This window comes from Desulfococcus multivorans, assembly GCF_001854245.1.
Classification (GTDB): domain Bacteria; phylum Desulfobacterota; class Desulfobacteria; order Desulfobacterales; family Desulfococcaceae; genus Desulfococcus; species Desulfococcus multivorans.
Genome location: NZ_CP015381.1, coordinates 922306 through 938256, shown reverse-complemented (window position 1 = coordinate 938256; position 15951 = coordinate 922306). Strand labels below are relative to the sequence as shown.

Here is a 15951-nt window from a genome sequence, read left to right as displayed (position 1 = left end):
ATTCCTCTGCCAAAACCACCGGTCTCGGAACCCAGTCGGCTCCGTAAAATATCATTTGAATTTACAGTAAGATCTAACCCTGCGTCAATGGGTTTTAAATCCCATCCCCGTCTTGTCGATACCCACAACCGGATACCGGAACAGGCGGATCGACCTTCATCCCTCCGCGAACCCACTGAAAAACAGCCGTTTTATGTTGACAACGCAGATATATTTCTGCATTGATCATCACGTGAAGGATCCTCGGCGGGTTGTTGAGCGTATGCATCACAAGATGATGCCGCGGCCTGCTCCGGAACCCATGATCAGGGAGCAAAACCCCAACAGACAAAGGAGAGGAAAACGGATGAAAAAAGCAGATTTAATCGACAAAGTAGCAGAGGATGTCGGCATCTCCAAAACCATCGCGGCGAAAGCCATCGATTCCATCACCGAAGGTATCACCCAGGCTCTCAAGAAAAAAGACGGCAAAGTCACCCTCGTGGGCTTTGGTTCTTTTTCGAAGGTCCGCCGCAAAGCCAGAAAGGGGCGAAACCCTCAGACCGGCGAGGAGATCAAGATCAAGGCCTGCAATGTCGTCAAATTCTCTCCCGGAAAGAAGCTGAAAGAGTCCATCTGATATATCTCGGCGGAGTTCCCTCGCCCGATCCGTCCATATGGGGCCGGTTTCGCCGTGCGTGCCGGCCGCCGCAGTCACATCGATCGGGCTTTCTGTTTCGACCGTTTCGTTTGGTCGGATAAAGACTGCCGTCCGCCAACGCCTTCCACCATTTTCTCCGACAGCCCATGCCCCATCAGACCCTGTTTCGGGTAGCACCCCAATGACGCCTCTCCCCCGTACCGTGTGATCCGGTCGATGTCCCGGCCCGTCACCCGCTTGAATCTGGAAATATTCCATTCAACCCCGTCGGGATGGCGGATCTTGTCGACCGTCGCCAGGCACCCGGAATTATTCATGCGTTTTTAGTTTTTCCCTTCAATATTGGTCTCGATTTTAATGTTTTAATGAAAATCAGAGAAAAATATTGACTTTAACATAAATCAACCTTAAGAAAAATCATGTCAAATCATATGGACACGCATAAACGAAAATCCGAAACATCATGAAAATTGACGAGATCAACATGGCAATCATCAAGCATCTTCGTGACGGTCGAAGATCCTTCAAAAACATTGCCGACAATCTAGGCCTCACGGAAAACACGGTCAGATCCCGCGTAAAGAAATTGATGGAAGGCGGTATCCTTGAAATATCGGGCGTGGTGAACCCTGAATCGATTCCCAGACATCATACGGTGATTATCGGCGTCAAACTGGGCACTGCGGACATGTTCAAAAAAGCGGAGATGTTCAGCAAGTTGCGGGGGATCGTTTCGGTGGCGGTGGTGACGGGTCGCTACGATCTGATGGTCACGGTGTTGTTCAACGACGATTACAGCCTGGAGGAATTCTATACGGAAGAGGTCTCCAGGATAGAAGGGGTTCAGTCCATGGAAACCTTCGTCATCTATAAAAACTTCAACCTCAAGGTACCTTACATTCTCTGATCCGCTCCCTGAGGCCCGTCTCGGCGTCGATGAATCGTGACCTCGAAAAACCGTAAACAAGAGTACCTGGCCGGAACCGACCGCCGTGGTTTCAGGAGCGGCACCCGTACCTCAGGGCCCTGGACGACACACGGACGCCTTCACGGCCGTTCATGGAAAGGATGCAATGAAACCGAGCGCCTGCCTTTGTATAGATCTGCCGCTCACGGATTATCGTGAGGCTCTGGGGCTTCAGCGGGAAATCACGGCGGCCCGGAAGGAAAACCGTCTGGACGCGGATGTGATCCTCTCCCTGGAACACCCGCCGGTTTTCACCCTGGGCCGCAACGGCGGTCGGGAAAACCTGGTCGTTTCCGAAGATTTTCTGCACCGGATGAAGGTCGACATGGTCCAGATCGAGAGAGGCGGGAACATCACCTATCACGGCCCGGGCCAGTTGGTGGTCTACCCCATACTGAACCTCAACGCCGCCCGCCTGGGTATCCGGGATTACGTCGGGCGCCTCGAACTCGCCATGATTCGCACCGCCGCGGATTGGGGAGTGGAGGCTGTCGGTCATCCCAAAAATCGGGGGGTCTGGGTCGACGGTCGGAAACTGGGCAGCATCGGCGTCAGCGTCACCCACGGGATCTGCTTCCACGGTCTGGCCATGAACATCGGCACCGACCTTGCGCCCTTTGACTGGATCAACCCCTGCGGACTCCACGGAATCCGCATGACGTCCCTCGAAAAGGAACTGAAACGGGAGATTCCCATGGATCGGGTTCGACACGCATTGAAGCACCACCTTCTATCGGTTCTCAACATCATGTGCACGGATGCGGACATGACAAGCCTCAGAAACCGGATACGCCCCCGAACAACACCCAAAGAAAGGTTTTAACCATGGCATGCGAACACGCTTCCCAAATCAAACGAAAACCCCGGTGGCTTTCTCGACGGCTTCCCAGCGCCCCCGAGTACGAACAGGTCCGCACGATCATCTCCCAGGGCCGCCTGCATACGGTCTGCGAGGAAGCCAAATGTCCCAACCGGTTCGAATGCTTTTCGCAACGAACGGCCACCTTTCTGATCATGGGCTCCCGATGCACCCGCGATTGCCGGTTCTGCAACGTGGCCTACGGTCCCCAGACCGCACCTGATCCGGAAGAGCCCCGGCGGGTGGCCGAAGCCGCTATGAGGATGGGACTCCAATATGTGGTGGTGACGTCCGTGACCCGGGATGACCTTCCGGACGGCGGCGCGGGCATCTTCGCCGAAACGATCGCCCAAATCCGCCGCCGGCTGCCCGACACCCGGATAGAAATCCTTATCCCGGATTTCCAGGGAGATCGGGATGCCTTGAAAACCGTTTTGGACGCCGAACCTCATGTCCTGAATCACAACATCGAAACCGTGCCGCGCCTCTACGAGCGGGTCCGACCCCAGGCCGTTTACGAGCGATCCCTCAGGCTCCTGGAGCGGGCGTCATCAATGGCGCCGAGCATTCTCACCAAATCAGGCATCATGCTCGGGCTGGGAGAGTCCGACGCGGAGGTTCGGGAGACGCTCGCCGACCTCAGGCGCGTCGACTGCAAATTCCTGACCATCGGCCAATACCTCCAACCGTCGCGCCGCCACCTCGCGGTCGAGCGGTTTGTCCGGCCCGAAGAATTCGATGCCTGGCGAGAGGCCGCCCTGGCCATGGGCTTCATCGATGCGGCAAGCGGCCCCTTTGTTCGAAGTTCCTACCATGCCAAGGACCTTTACCAGGCGTCGGGTGCCTGAACGGTGCGCCTCTTGAAACAGAAAGCACATTGAATTTATGCAACTTTCGACTTTCATGGGCCGGTCACCATCATGAAAGTCGAAAGTTGAGGAATTTAAAGAAAACTATCAATAGGTGTCAGGTCCATGGTAAATGCCTCGGCTACGCCGTTGCAGGTAACCTTTCCATTCACGACGTTGGCGCCCCGCCTGATTTCAGGATTGCTCCGCATGGCGGCCTGCCATCCCTTGCCCGCAATCTCGACGGCGTAGGGCAAGGTGGCGTTGGTGAGCGCCAGGGTCGAGGTCTTGGGAACCGCGCCGGGCATGTTGGCCACGCAGTAGTGGACGATGCCGTCAACCTTGTATGTCGGGTTGGAATGGGTCGTAGCCCGGGAAGTTTCGCAGCATCCCCCCTGATCGACGGCAACGTCCACGATCACGGAACCGGGTTTCATGGTCTTCAGCATCTCTCGTGTAATCAGTTTCGGCGTCTTTGCCCCGGGAATCAGTACCGCCCCCACCACAACGTCCGCTCGCGTAACGAGATCCCGGATTGCGGCGGGACTGGAGTAGAGGAGGAAACAGTTGGCCGGCATCACGTCGCTCAGATAGCGGAGACGCTCGAGATTGTTGTCGAGGAGATAGACCTTGGCGCCGAGACCGCAGGCCATTTTGGCCGCATTGATGCCGACAGTACCGCCCCCGATAATGAGCACGATTCCCGGATCGACGCCGGGGACACCTCCCAGAAGCATCCCATGCCCCCCCTGGGCAATCTCGAGGTACTTGGCGCCCTGCTGAATAGCCATCCGCCCCGCCACCTCACTCATAGGGGTAAGCAGCGGCAGGGAACCGTCGGTCTTCTGGATGGTTTCATAGGCTATGCAGACGGCTTTGCTTTTGATGAGAGCGCGGGTCAGTGCTTCGGCGGCCGCCAGGTGAAGATAGGTAAAAAGAATCTGATTTTCCCGGATGAGATCGTATTCGACGGGCAGCGGCTCCTTGACGTGCATGACCATGTCGGCACGCTCAAAAATATCCCCGGGAGTCGCAACGATTTCGGCTCCGGCGTCGTCATAGGCGGCATTGTCAAAGCCGCTTCCCATACCGGCGTTCTTTTCGACGAGCAGGGTATGACCGTGGTGATTCATGACCTCAACCCCGGCCGGCGTCATGGCCACCCGGTTCTCTTCGGCTTTGATCTCTTTCAGGATGCCTACGATCATTTAAATCTCCTTTTGAAATTGCGCACAGTAAAACGAATGGTGAATCGATCGAAAATGCGTTAACGGTTCTTGAACGGCGGCCTTTCATCAAGTCTGCCAAAAGCTGAAAAACGAGCATCGTGAAACCCGTCGATCCCTGGATTAAATCACAAAAAGACAATATCATCATAGGACACTCGAATCCATGGTATTGTCTGCAAGCCGCCCAAAAGGTTTCCGGAGATTTTGTCGTTCAGGCGGTATCGCGTGGTCCATCATCAGCGTCCCGAATGCGGTTTTTGCCGTCACCGTAAAATTCCCTTGAAAACCATCCTATAGATTCATATGATGGCGCATCATTTATGGATTGCGTTTATAATCTTTTCGATATATTTTAAAGGCAGTCCTTTCAGGTAGATACAATGATCATGGGTCCGGCGTTCCGTTCCGGGCTCTCGAAGCCGCCCGAAACGCATAAGATTTCGATGAGAGAATAGACGAGGCACCTGATTTTGGAACCGACACCGGAGCCGAACACCAGAAGCGATCTGCCGCCGGATGACATTCTGTCCGAGTTCAAGACGGCTCTCCTTGAAGAGACGGCCGCCATTCGCAGCAATGGATTCGCGGACGCCTTTCAACTGAAAAACGGCCGATTCATCATCCGCATCGGGAATCGCTGCCACTACAGCTTTGCCATGGAGAGGCCCTTGAGCCTTTTATGGGATGCACCGGCGATCATAGACATCCCCGGCCGACCGCCTTTGAACGTCACGCTGCTTTCTGCAAGAGGCCTGACATTGACCGCAAGCCTTCCCGACCATGTGGGCAAACGCATCAAAAAGGCCCGTGTACACTACAATCCGACCCGGATGCTCGGGCGATGGATCGAAAGACTCGAAGGATTCAGGGATCGACCGAATCCGATGGGGCAGCGCGCCTGCGGGATGCTTGCCGTCTCGGAATTCCCTGCATCGGAATCCCCTGCGGAGATCGTGCCGACAAAGGATCTCGACCCGCATCAAGCCCGGGCTGTGGCCGCGGCCCTGGGCCACGATGCAGCCTTCATCCTCGCCCCGCCGGGCACGGGAAAAACCCGGACAATCGCTGAAATCGCCCGCCGCCTCACCGAAAAAAATCGCTCGGTCCTTGTCGCCTCCGGCAGCGGCCGGTCAGCGGACCGAATCGTTCTGGAAATCTCCCGCCGGTTTTCGGCGGTTGAAGGGAGCGACGGGCGCGTGATTCGGGTCGGGGATCCGGTAAGGTCGGACTTCGCGGAACACGATCACCTTCTCCCGGAGCGGCTGGCCGCCATGCAAGCGGAAGCCCCTTTGAAACAGACGGCACGAATCAAAGAAAAGCTTCGGACGGCAGAGACGCGATCTATTGAGATATCCCGGATGATCGATATCCTGACCTGGCTTCCACAGGGGAAAAAAGAGCTCGAGGAGATGGACCTCAAGTTTTTGGATCTTCAGAAAAAAAAGCGAGTGCTTGAAAAACGGCGCCGCGCTTTAAAAGTGATCTCCGGGCGGATAGCTTTCTGGTGCGACGCCGAAGAGGAGGCCGGAAGGATCGAGGCGATTGAAACGAAACGGGTCCGACTCACCGAACGGATCACATCTCTGAAGGGCGAGGTTTCGGATCTGATCGTCCTGCTCGAGGCTGCGGTCGCCCGTCTTGTCGAAGCCCGAAGTATCTATGCCAAGACATCTTCCGCCGGATGGTTGGCGCGTCAGCTGCGCCAGTTGCCCCCCCCGGAACAGCAAAAAACGGTTGTCGACGACCTTGAAGCCGAAACAGCCGGATTGCGTGAGACGATAGGGGCCAAAGAGACAATACGGAAGACCCTCGAAGACCAACAGACACACCTCGAGTCGCTGGCGGCGCAGTTTAAACGAACACATCCCGCCGGTCGACAGGGCATCCATAAAAAGAAACTTATCCTCAAGGCAGGCTATGAACCGTTGAGCCGAGAAACAAAAAGACTCAACAAGGCCTATCACGACAGCCGCATCGATATGGCGGGGCTCCTGAGCGCGAGACTGAAAATTCTGAACGGGTGGGGTTTGACCCACCTCTCGGGGGGGCCTCCCGAGACGGTTCTCAAAGCGATCAAGACAGCCTATGCCGGTGCCCAATCCAAAACCAGTGGGCTGAATATCGACACCCTTCGTCGTGAACTGATGCGGCTGGAGGACGCCACCGCGTCCTACCGGAAGGCGCTGAAGAAACTTTCCGGTGAAATGGATGCACCGGAAGACGATCCGGACGTCAATAACCTGGAAGAGCGGATCATAGCCGGTGCGGCCGTCGTCGTAACGACCCTTTCCACCGCCTCACGGCATGACGCCGTCCAGGCCCGGCAATTTGATACGGTGATCATTGACGAAGCTGCCATGACGCCGTTGCCGGCGGTGTGGATCACGGCAGGCCTGGCGTCGGCCCGCGTCGTCGTTATGGGAGATCCGAATCAGATGTCGCCGCCTGTCTTGTCCGACGGCGAATCGGCTCGTAAATGGATGGGGCGAAACGTCTTCGAGAGCGCAAGCGCCATCTGGAAGGAGAAAGACCGATCTTACCGGGTCACACTCCGCCGTCAGTACCGTACACATCCCCTCATCAGTGGACTGACCGCGGAGATGTGCTCGCAATGGACGCCGTCGCCACCCGATCCCGAGTTCTTGCTTGAACCCGGAGACATCCTCGCCAATACCGGTCGATCCGATGTCGAAGGCATCCAGGGGGATATCCTCGCCCCCATCCGCATGATCGACACCGGACCTTGCAACGCCTGGATCACCCGGGTGGCCGGCCGCGATCCCGCGGACAGGATAAATTTCCTGTCGGCCGCCTGTTCCGTCTCCGCCGCCAAAGCTCTCCTTGACGAGGATGGGGGCTTGCCCGGGGAGGATGGGAACCCCCGGGTTCTGATCCTCACGCTTTACGATTCCCATGCCGCCCTCGTGGACCTGATGATCCGCCACGAACATCTGGAAAACGAAATTCACGTCGGAACCCCTGAAAGCCTTGCCGCGGTTCGTGCGTCGGCAGTGGTCCTGGATCTGGTGGAGGACGATCCCTATTCCGGCGCTCCGGTATTCAGGCCCAGCGCCGATGCCGTCATACTGCGGCGCATGTATACCTGCCTCACCCGCGCCCGATGCCGCCTCGTCGTCATTGGCGATTTCGGCTGCCTCGAGCGCCGGGCCCATGCCTGCGTGACCGGAAACCGCATCATTCCCGCGCTTAAAAAGCGAGCGGCCATCCTGAAATCTCCCAATCACATCCTGGAACCGGTTCCGGCTGCTGGAAACAATGACCTCGGGCGAGAAACAACCCGCCCCGAAACCTTCCGGAAAGGCTTCATCGAAGGCCTCATGGAAGATATCGCCGTCGCAGAGAAACGGGCGGTCTTCTATTCTCCCGACCTGGATCCGAACACCATCTCCATATTGGAATCCGCCCTGCTCACGGCCGTCGCTGACGGCGTCAGGGTATACGTCATTACCCGGCCGGTTGAAAAACGACGAAAAAGCGAGGTCAAGAAATATCGATCGATGGAGGGACTCCTGGAAACCTGGGGAGTCACCGTGATTCACCAGATGCGGATGCACGAAAAACTGGTTTTGATTGACGACCGGGTTCTGTGGTTTGGATCCCAAGACCCGTTGGGTGCCGATGCCTCGCCGGTCCCCAATTGCTGCTGTCCCGGGGGGATGGGGCGGTGCGAAGCCCGGGCCGTCATCGCCTTCACCATCCTGAAGCTGGGGTTGGAAAAACTTGTAGAGGCTTTCGACGACGGCACGCGCCCCCGATGCCCCATTTGCGGCGGAGAGATAGTCGCCGCCGTGGGCATGCATCGCCCCTTTTACTGGCGATGCATCCAAAAACGCTGCTATGTCCGTCCCATCGATCACACGCCACGGCCCTCACAGGATGCCCTGCGCTGCACCCGGTGCAACGGCGCGGTGGAGTTCGGGACTTGGGGAGGAAAGCCTTGCTGGCGCTGTACGGCCAACCGGAGACACCGTCAGGCCATCGCCCCCACCCATCTGACGACGTCCGAGACAGCGGCAAAGATCCCCGCACGAATGCTGGCCCGGCTGAAGAAAGACTTCAGGATTTCCGGGCCGCCGGACTGAAGCGTCGACCGTCGATGCCGGTCGACGCCAGAATTCGGGCGGGAGAGCGTCTCCGGAACCGGATGCTCTCCGCCTTTCGGATTATTCGTTGATAATATCTATGAGATCCTGAAGCTTTTTCAAACCCTTGAGCGTTCCCGCCTTGCTGGTGTTGATCAGCCTGGCGCCAATGGGGCTGGTGTTGTCGATGGTCGCGATAACGGCCACATTTCCCATGTCGCCGGTGTCGAGGGTTACGTCATGGGACGTGCCCGTATCGTCCAGGAGCGAGAGGGTGACGTCGCTGTCCTTGAACCGGGCGGCGGATCCGTCTTTCACCCGGCCGTAGTCCCAGCACATGAGCCAGACATACTTCATGTCATCCAGCTTGGTGATTCGCATGACCTCTTCGTTTTTGCCGCCCTTGTCGCCGACGCCCTCGTCTCCGCTCAACTGCATGAAGGGGAACGCGTTCAGGTCACCTTTTTCGCCGAAATAGACCAGCCCCTGTTTGCCCTCCTTGGTTTCATAAGCTGCAGCCAGATCGAAATCGGCGGCGGTGGTCCACCGCATGGCGACCATGAGTTGTTTGAATCCGCCGACATTGGCCTCACTGCCTTTCTGTTTCAATTCCATGTTCATCTCCTTTGTTTACGTCGATAAGTCGGCATCCGAGATGCCGACCCGGTCCTTAACCGATTGCGATTCGTAATGCATCGCCTTCCGTCGTAACGGAAAACGTCTCGATGGGTGTTTTAGCGGCGCCCGAAACGGGTTCGCCGGCATAAGTGAATGTGGATTTGGAAACACTGCAGCATTCGAGGCGGTCTTCCCCAGGCAGAGGATCCAGCCGCCGCCCCATGTGGGTGCATCGATTGGAAAAGGCGTGGAACGCGCCGTCGGTGCCGTGAATCACCAGGATTCTTCGGGGAAGCCCCCCGCCCTCCAGGCGCACCGCGCCTCCCCGACGGCGCAATTCCGGCATCCGCGCCAGTCGGACCGTGAGAGTTCCCTCTCCATAGGACCATCCGCCCGCATCGAAAGGCTGCGGGGTTTCGCAAATGCCCAAAATACGCTTCAACAGTTTCATATATTCCTCACGTCTCTCTCATATCGGGGTTCTACTGTCAACCACCCCCGCCTGCCAGCGCCCCATACCGCAAACCCGCAATACCGCGAGCGACGGGGCCGCAGCCGCGATCGCGGCACGCTGAAAACATAAGGGGTGAAGCGGTTCCATCACCCGAGAACCCTGCTCCACCCCTTCGTATCTGAAATAACCTTATGGGGCTGTGGCCGAGTCGTCCCGGCCGGACGCCGTCAATACAGATCGTCTTCCATATCTGCCGGAGATGCCGCGCCGGTCCCCTTTTTCTTTTTCGGTTTTTCCGTGATCATGGCTTCCGTAGTGAGCATCAAACCGGCAACGGACGCGGCATTCTGGAGAGCGAACCGCACCACTTTCGTCGGATCGATGATACCGGCGGCCATCAGGTTTCCGAACTCACCGACAGCCGCGTCGAATCCATAATCGTCCTTACCCTCCAGCACGTGGTTCACGACGACCGAACCCTCATGGCCGGCATTGCAGACGATCTGGCGAAGGGGAGCTTTGAGGGCCCGCTTCAACAAGGTCAAGCCGTGCTTCTCATCTCCGGGAACCTTCAGCTTATCGAGGGCGCCAAGGCAACGAATCAGCGCAACCCCGCCGCCGGGGACGATCCCCTCCTCCACTGCCGCCCGCGTGGCGTTCAACGCATTCTCCACCCGCGGCTTTTTCTCCTTCATCTCGGTCTCGGTCGCCGCGCCGATGTTGATCACCGCAACGCCGCCGGCGAGTTTGGCCAGCCGCTCCTGAAGTTTTTCCCGGTCGTAATCGGACGTCGTCTCTTCGATCTGGGCCTTGATCTGACGAATGCGGCCGTCCAGGTCCGCCTTGGCCCCTGCGCCGTCGACGATGGTGGTGTTATCCTTGTCGATCCGGACTGATTTGCACCGGCCTAAATCGTTAAGGGTCACATTCTCCAGCTTTATGCCCAACTCCTCGGATATGACCTGGCCGCCGGTGAGGACGGCAATATCCTGAAGCATGGCTTTCCTGCGATCGCCAAACCCCGGCGCCTTGACGGCGGCCACCTGAAGCGTGCCCCGCAGCTTGTTCACGATCAACGCCGCCAAGGCCTCCCCCTCGACATCCTCCGCAATGAGAAGCAGGGGCTTGCCCGATCGGGCCACCGCCTCCAGAAGATTGACCAGATCCTGGAGATGGGAGATCTTTTTTTCGTGGATCAAGACATAAGGCTCTTCAAGATGAACCTCCAGCTTTTCGGCATCGGTCACGAAGTAGGGGGAAATGTAGCCCCTGTCGAACTGCATGCCTTCGACCATGTTGAGGGTGGTGGCCATACTTTTGGCCTCCTCTACCGTGATGACGCCTTCCCTGCCCACCTTTTCCATGGCATCCGAGATCAACTGACCGATCTCTTCATCGTTGTTGGCGGAGATAGCGGCTACCTGGGAGATTTCGTTTTTGCCCTTGACATCCTTAGAGAGGGCCTTGAGTTCCTCCACAACGGCGGCAACCCCGCGGTCAAGTCCCCGCTTGAGGGCCATCGGATTGATGCCGGCAGTTACCAGTTTATGGCCCTCGGCATAGATGGCCTGAGCAAGTACCGTCGCCGTCGTGGTGCCGTCGCCCGCGGTATCCGACGTCTTTTTGGAGACCTCTTTGACCATCTGGGCGCCCATGTTTTCGAACTTGCCCTCCAATTCGATCTCCCTGGCCACGCTCACGCCGTCCTTGGTGACGACAGGACTGCCGAAACTCCTTTCGATAACGACATTCTTGCCCTTCGGTCCGAGGGTTACCTTCACGACATCGGCAAGGCTGTCGACCCCCGCAAGCATCTTTTCACGGGCATTCATACCATATGCGATCATTTTTGCAGGCATCTGAATTCTCCTCCTGTGTCGTTATTCGAACACGGCCAGAATGTCACTCTCGCGCATGAAGATCTGCTCTTCTCCCCCCGTCCTGATTTCGGTTCCGGCATACTTCGAGAACAGCACTCGATCCCCAACCTTGACATCAAGCGCCGTTCGGGTGCCGTCATCGTTCAGCCGGCCCGGTCCCACCGCCACAATCTCTCCCTCCTGAGGTTTCTCCTTGGCCGTGTCCGGGATGATGATCCCACCGACGGTTTTCTGCTCGGCCTCAACCCTTTTTACCAAAACCCTGTCGTTCAACGGTCTGACCTTCATCTCGCCTGTTTACCTCCGTAGATATCATAATGAAAGCATTCTAAAATATCTCAAATTCCCGAAATCATCATGCAGCCTGTCACCGCCGCATTTTCTCGGCAGCGGGCAACCCGTTGGGCAACCTCCGGGAAACAATTTAAACCCGGACCGAAAGCCTTTTATTTTGGCCATAAACATTAAGCGAGGGAAAGGCCTTGTCAAGAGCATTCGACAAAATTTTTTACAAATATTTTGTTTATGGATATCAAATAGATAAATTTGTCAACAAGCGTACGCTGCGACACGATGGATCCTTCCTGAACGCATCCATTGGGAATTTCACCTTAAATGCTTATGTTGAAATAACAAGTCACTCAACTTTCGACTTTGACAGGCCGGTGCCGGGAGGATACGGCCCGCGCCGTTGCATCAGGGACATCGCTTGGGGTGCGCCTGGTGGGGATCTTGAGCCGCCCCTGGGCGGCATCGGCTTTCGAAAGTCGGGTTGGGGTAGAAACTTTTTGCGAAGGCTGGAGAAAAATGAACTGGCGAAAAATTACGGCGACCGCGGCGGTCATCCTGGTGCTTCTCGGCATCTGCCTGTGGATTGCCGTCAACCGCTTCGACGTCAACCACTTCAAACCCGAGATCGAGGAAATAGTGTATAATGCCACGGGCCGGCGATTGGCGCTGACCGGCGACATTGACCTGAAAATCGGATTTCACCCCTGGCTTGTTGCAAGACAGGTGCGTCTTGAAAACGCGGAATGGGGATCGCGGCCCGACCTGGCCGTCATCGAAAGGCTCGAGATCGAGGTCTCTCTGATCCCCCTGCTCAGGCGTAAGATCGAGGTCTCCCGGCTTCTGCTGGTCGACCCGGATATCCTTCTGGAAACCGATGGCGACGGGGTTCTCAACCTCGGTCCGGTCCAAGCGGATAAGGTCGCCGGCGATAAATCCGTCTCAGGATCCTTACCCTTCCCCAGCCTCCATAAAATCGATATCCAAAACGGCCGGATCGCCTATCGCGACGGCCGGACGTCGACATCTCATACCATGGCGGTGACCGTTTTGACGGCGTCGCGCACCCATGAAGGCGACCGGATGAAGATCATGCTGACAGGGGCCTACAATGATCACCCCCTCGAAATCATCGGCTTCGTGGGAGGGCTCAGGCGTCTTCTCGATGCAGACCTCGACTGGCCGGTGGATTTGACCGCCAAGACGCAGGGGTGGAACATTGGCGTTCAGGGCACGGTCAGGGATGTCATGGGATTGACGGAAGGGGACCTCGCCATAACGGTTTCGGGCGAGCCCGGCGTCGTTCCCGGCATGGGTGCGATCGCCGTTGACGCCGATGTGAACATCGCGGACATCCGGACCTACCGCTTCTCCGATCTGAATGCCGTATTTGGAGAAAGCGACCTGCATCTGTCCGGTACACTGACGCTTTCGGACAAGCGCCCCCGGCTGACAGCGACGATCTCCTCCAACAAACTCGATCTTCGTCCCATCACTTTCATTGCCGGGATCGGGACATCGCCGTCGGCCCCGAAACAGCCATCCTCGGGAGAGCGGATTTTCTCGACGGTGCCGCTTCCTTTCTATACGCTCAAGCAACTGGATGCCGACGTCGAATTCCATCTGGCCGCCCTTCTCACGAAAGAAGCCGCCTTCACGAACCTGGGCGGGAATATTCGACTCGAGAACGGACGTCTCGGAATGAAGCCGCTCTCTGCGACGGTAGGCGGATCCACACTCACTGCGGCACTGGAAATCAATACAGCAGCCGGGACACCCACCATGTCAGGCACACTTCAGGTCAAACGACTGAATCTTGGAAAGATGTTTGAGGCCCTGGATATCCAAAACGCCGTCACCGGCATGGGAAATCTGGAGGTGAATCTGAGGGGGCGGGGAACATCCATTGCCGAGGTGATGGGAAGCTTGAACGGCAAGATTGTCTTCGCCCTTCAAAAGGGCTTTATCAGCCGACAGTATCTCCAGCTCATCTCCCTCGATTTCACCGCCGCCCTCGTCGATAAGATTTTCACCCTGCTGGGCATCCCCTCGGGAGGCAGGGCGGAAATCCAGTGCCTTTTCGGCCGGCTCGACATCACCAACGGTGTCGTCGACGTATCCCCGCTGGTCATCAAGACGCCTGAAACGGCCGTTTTCGGCACCGGCGACATCAACCTCAAAACGGAACGGCTCGACCTCTCGATCAGCACGGAGCCCACCCGGGGCACCGACGTCATCCGGTTCACCATGGGGCAGTTGACCCGTATCTTCAGGCTGACCGGAACCCTGGCCCGCCCGACCCTCGGCATCGATCCCGTCGCCGGCGCGACGCTTCTGGTCAAGGCGCTGAGCGGTCCGGCCATGGCCGGAACCATTCTGGCCATGGAAGCCCTTCTGGAGAGCGAGGACATGAGGGAGAATCCCTGCCTTCGGATGACGGCTTCACCGGTAAGCCCCTCTTCGGTACTGAAGGCTGTTGAGCCCCTGAAAGAAAAGATCGAGGATGCGGGCGAATCGATTCTGAATATTTTCCGGAATCGTTAGATCTTGCCCCGCTGGCGCGCCATGTTCATATAGGTCTCGAAAACATTCCGCGGGGGAACATACCGCTCCGCGGCGTCCTTCTGCAAGAGCGAGACGGCCGCCTCGGGACACGCCGGCACACAGAGTCCGCATCCGATGCATCGGTTGCGGTTGACCGTCGCCGTATCGTTCACCGTGATCGCATCCATCTGGCATGCCGATACGCAGGATTCGCAGGCAACGCACTTATCGGACGCCACCACGGCAAAATAATTGGTGTGAACCGCTTTGGCGGGACTATCCAGGGTTTTCAGGTTTTTCAGCACCTGGCAGCAACATCCGCAACACATGCAGATGTTGGCCGGCTTCTGGGCATTCCCCGGCTGCAGCACCAACCCGGCCGCCAAGCCGGTCTTGAGAACCGCCAAAGCCTCCTCTATGGAAATGGCCCGCCCCAAACCGTTTTCCTCGTAGAAAGCAGCCGCCGATCCGAACGAGAGACAGACCTCCATAGGCTTGCCGCACCCTTTACCCAGCATTTCGTGCTCCCGCCGACAGATGCAGGGCGAAACCACAATCCTGGACTGGCGTGCGATGATCTCTTCGGCCGCCTCATAGGGCATCACGGAGATTCCGGCCGAGATGCTCCCGGCAATGGGAACCACCCTGAGCTGCTTCGTCTCCTGCTTCACCCATTGTTTTTCCATGAGGACCGGAAGGTATTCGTTGACATCCCGGATCAGGTTCTCATCGAGATCGTTGAGGTGATACTCCCAGATGCCGACCACGAACTGGGCGGCCATGTAGTATTTCCGTCCGTTCCTGGTTGACCGGAAAATCAACCCTTTCCTGGACATGCGCTCGAGCATGTCGGCCAGCCGGGTCTCATCCCTGCCGGTTCGCCGCGCAATACCTTCCACCGGCTCCGGCATCATGATCAGCTGGGCGGCAATCTCCGCCTCCTCCTCCGAAAACAGTCGTTTCAGAATTCGAATTTCAACCCCGGATTCCGTCGCCGGAAAACCTGCCGGAAGGCTGTCCAAATGCCGGGCCAATCGGGTGAACGCGTCGCTCATGGTGTCATATCTCCTGTTCAACGGCATTCCAAATGCTCACCTGCAATGCCGTTTGAGTACACATAAAAAACGCGACTTTCGACTTTCACAGGCCTGTGCCGACTTTCAAGATGGTGACCGGATAGATACGGCCTGTGAAAGTCGAAAGTCGCGTAATAAAAGAAACAAAATTAACAGAAAAATCATGGAAATGCCAACAGATTCGAAATTCCATTTTTAAGCACTTGAAAAATCGGAATGGAAAAGATATAAGTATCCAATTCAGATAAACAGCCGGTGATCGCTCAATATATTTTCGGCACCATACCACTGGAAACACCGGCGCCGACACCAGTGAACGAGATGCCGTCCGGATCACACCGGACGGCTTTTTTTATGACGCAGCCTTGGGCTGCGTCATAAAAAAACCGCAGCCGGAATCACCGCTTGCGTCAATTTCCGGCGCATATTTTCAAGAAAGAACAAT

The 15951-nt window shown here is 57.0% G+C and carries 13 protein-coding genes; 6 read left to right on the top strand and 7 right to left on the bottom strand.

Annotated elements, in window-relative coordinates; genetic code table 11:
* The first annotated feature begins 346 nt into the window (after positions 1-346).
* Positions 347-619, top strand: coding sequence for an HU family DNA-binding protein (locus dmul_RS03955; RefSeq protein ID WP_020876306.1), 273 nt, complete (start codon positions 347-349; stop codon positions 617-619).
* Between the two features lie 74 nt (positions 620-693).
* On the opposite strand, the gene dmul_RS03950 is transcribed toward dmul_RS03955, so the two are convergent.
* A complete protein-coding gene (locus dmul_RS03950; RefSeq protein WP_020876307.1) occupies positions 694-957 on the bottom strand; it encodes a hypothetical protein in 264 nt (87 codons plus the stop codon).
* A gap of 146 nt (positions 958-1103) precedes the next feature.
* Here dmul_RS03950 and dmul_RS03945 point away from each other — a divergent pair, with 146 nt between their 5' ends.
* The 3 genes from dmul_RS03945 to lipA all read left to right on the top strand — a co-directional run bounded on the left by dmul_RS03945 (position 1104) and on the right by lipA (position 3314).
* Positions 1104-1547, top strand: a complete 444-nt coding sequence (locus dmul_RS03945; protein ID WP_020876308.1) for an Lrp/AsnC family transcriptional regulator — start codon at positions 1104-1106, stop codon at positions 1545-1547.
* Positions 1548-1713: 166 nt separating this feature from the next.
* The gene (gene lipB, locus dmul_RS03940; RefSeq protein ID WP_020876309.1) at positions 1714-2430 is read left to right on the top strand and encodes a lipoyl(octanoyl) transferase LipB; all 717 of its coding nucleotides are present in this window, start codon (positions 1714-1716) and stop codon (positions 2428-2430) included.
* A 2-nt stretch (positions 2431-2432) separates the two neighbouring features.
* Positions 2433-3314 (top strand): lipoyl synthase, encoded by an 882-nt coding sequence (lipA, locus tag dmul_RS03935; protein WP_020876310.1) that lies wholly within the window; start codon positions 2433-2435, stop codon positions 3312-3314.
* A 95-nt stretch (positions 3315-3409) separates the two neighbouring features.
* Here the strand turns inward: lipA and ald are convergent, their stop codons facing one another.
* The gene (gene ald / locus dmul_RS03930) at positions 3410-4522 is read right to left on the bottom strand and encodes an alanine dehydrogenase (RefSeq protein ID WP_020876311.1); all 1113 of its coding nucleotides are present in this window, start codon (positions 4520-4522) and stop codon (positions 3410-3412) included.
* A 491-nt stretch (positions 4523-5013) separates the two neighbouring features.
* Here ald and dmul_RS03925 point away from each other — a divergent pair, with 491 nt between their 5' ends.
* Positions 5014-8646 (top strand): AAA domain-containing protein, encoded by a 3633-nt coding sequence (locus dmul_RS03925; protein ID WP_020876312.1) that lies wholly within the window; start codon positions 5014-5016, stop codon positions 8644-8646.
* Positions 8647-8727: 81 nt separating this feature from the next.
* Here dmul_RS03925 and dmul_RS03920 read toward each other — a convergent pair whose 3' ends face one another.
* The 4 genes from dmul_RS03920 to groES all read right to left on the bottom strand — a co-directional run bounded on the left by dmul_RS03920 (position 8728) and on the right by groES (position 11886).
* Positions 8728-9261 (bottom strand): hypothetical protein, encoded by a 534-nt coding sequence (locus dmul_RS03920; RefSeq protein WP_020876313.1) that lies wholly within the window; start codon positions 9259-9261, stop codon positions 8728-8730.
* Positions 9262-9316: 55 nt separating this feature from the next.
* A complete protein-coding gene (locus dmul_RS03915) occupies positions 9317-9715 on the bottom strand; it encodes a Rieske (2Fe-2S) protein (protein WP_020876314.1) in 399 nt (132 codons plus the stop codon).
* Between the two features lie 230 nt (positions 9716-9945).
* Positions 9946-11577, bottom strand: coding sequence for a chaperonin GroEL (gene groL, locus dmul_RS03910; protein ID WP_020876315.1), 1632 nt, complete (start codon positions 11575-11577; stop codon positions 9946-9948).
* 21 nt (positions 11578-11598) lie between these two features.
* A complete protein-coding gene (gene groES / locus dmul_RS03905) occupies positions 11599-11886 on the bottom strand; it encodes a co-chaperone GroES (RefSeq protein ID WP_020876316.1) in 288 nt (95 codons plus the stop codon).
* 519 nt (positions 11887-12405) lie between these two features.
* On the opposite strand from groES, the gene dmul_RS03900 reads away from it, so the two are divergent.
* Positions 12406-14430: an AsmA family protein gene (locus tag dmul_RS03900; protein ID WP_020876317.1), complete on the top strand. Its 2025-nt coding sequence runs from the start codon at positions 12406-12408 to the stop codon at positions 14428-14430.
* Here the strand turns inward: dmul_RS03900 and dmul_RS03895 are convergent.
* On the bottom strand, positions 14427-15485 hold the full coding sequence (locus dmul_RS03895) for a 4Fe-4S dicluster-binding protein (protein WP_020876318.1): 1059 nt from the start codon (positions 15483-15485) through the stop codon (positions 14427-14429). The two genes, dmul_RS03900 and dmul_RS03895, sit on opposite strands and share 4 nt — an antisense overlap.
* Between the last annotated feature and the right edge of the window lie 466 nt (positions 15486-15951).

What these genes read in the sequence shown, in the direction of transcription:
- dmul_RS03915 (WP_020876314.1), bottom strand. Translation starts at nt 9,715, where the DNA reads ATGAAACTGTTGAAGCGTATTTTGGGCATTTGCGAAACCCCGCAGCCT.
- dmul_RS03950 (WP_020876307.1), bottom strand. Translation starts at nt 957, where the DNA reads ATGAATAATTCCGGGTGCCTGGCGACGGTCGACAAGATCCGCCATCCC.
- ald (WP_020876311.1), bottom strand. Translation starts at nt 4,522, where the DNA reads ATGATCGTAGGCATCCTGAAAGAGATCAAAGCCGAAGAGAACCGGGTG.
- dmul_RS03955 (WP_020876306.1), top strand. Translation starts at nt 347, where the DNA reads ATGAAAAAAGCAGATTTAATCGACAAAGTAGCAGAGGATGTCGGCATC.
- groES (WP_020876316.1), bottom strand. Translation starts at nt 11,886, where the DNA reads ATGAAGGTCAGACCGTTGAACGACAGGGTTTTGGTAAAAAGGGTTGAG.
- dmul_RS03920 (WP_020876313.1), bottom strand. Translation starts at nt 9,261, where the DNA reads ATGGAATTGAAACAGAAAGGCAGTGAGGCCAATGTCGGCGGATTCAAA.
- dmul_RS03900 (WP_020876317.1), top strand. Translation starts at nt 12,406, where the DNA reads ATGAACTGGCGAAAAATTACGGCGACCGCGGCGGTCATCCTGGTGCTT.
- dmul_RS03895 (WP_020876318.1), bottom strand. Translation starts at nt 15,485, where the DNA reads ATGAGCGACGCGTTCACCCGATTGGCCCGGCATTTGGACAGCCTTCCG.
- dmul_RS03945 (WP_020876308.1), top strand. Translation starts at nt 1,104, where the DNA reads ATGAAAATTGACGAGATCAACATGGCAATCATCAAGCATCTTCGTGAC.
- lipA (WP_020876310.1), top strand. Translation starts at nt 2,433, where the DNA reads ATGGCATGCGAACACGCTTCCCAAATCAAACGAAAACCCCGGTGGCTT.
- lipB (WP_020876309.1), top strand. Translation starts at nt 1,714, where the DNA reads ATGAAACCGAGCGCCTGCCTTTGTATAGATCTGCCGCTCACGGATTAT.
- groL (WP_020876315.1), bottom strand. Translation starts at nt 11,577, where the DNA reads ATGCCTGCAAAAATGATCGCATATGGTATGAATGCCCGTGAAAAGATG.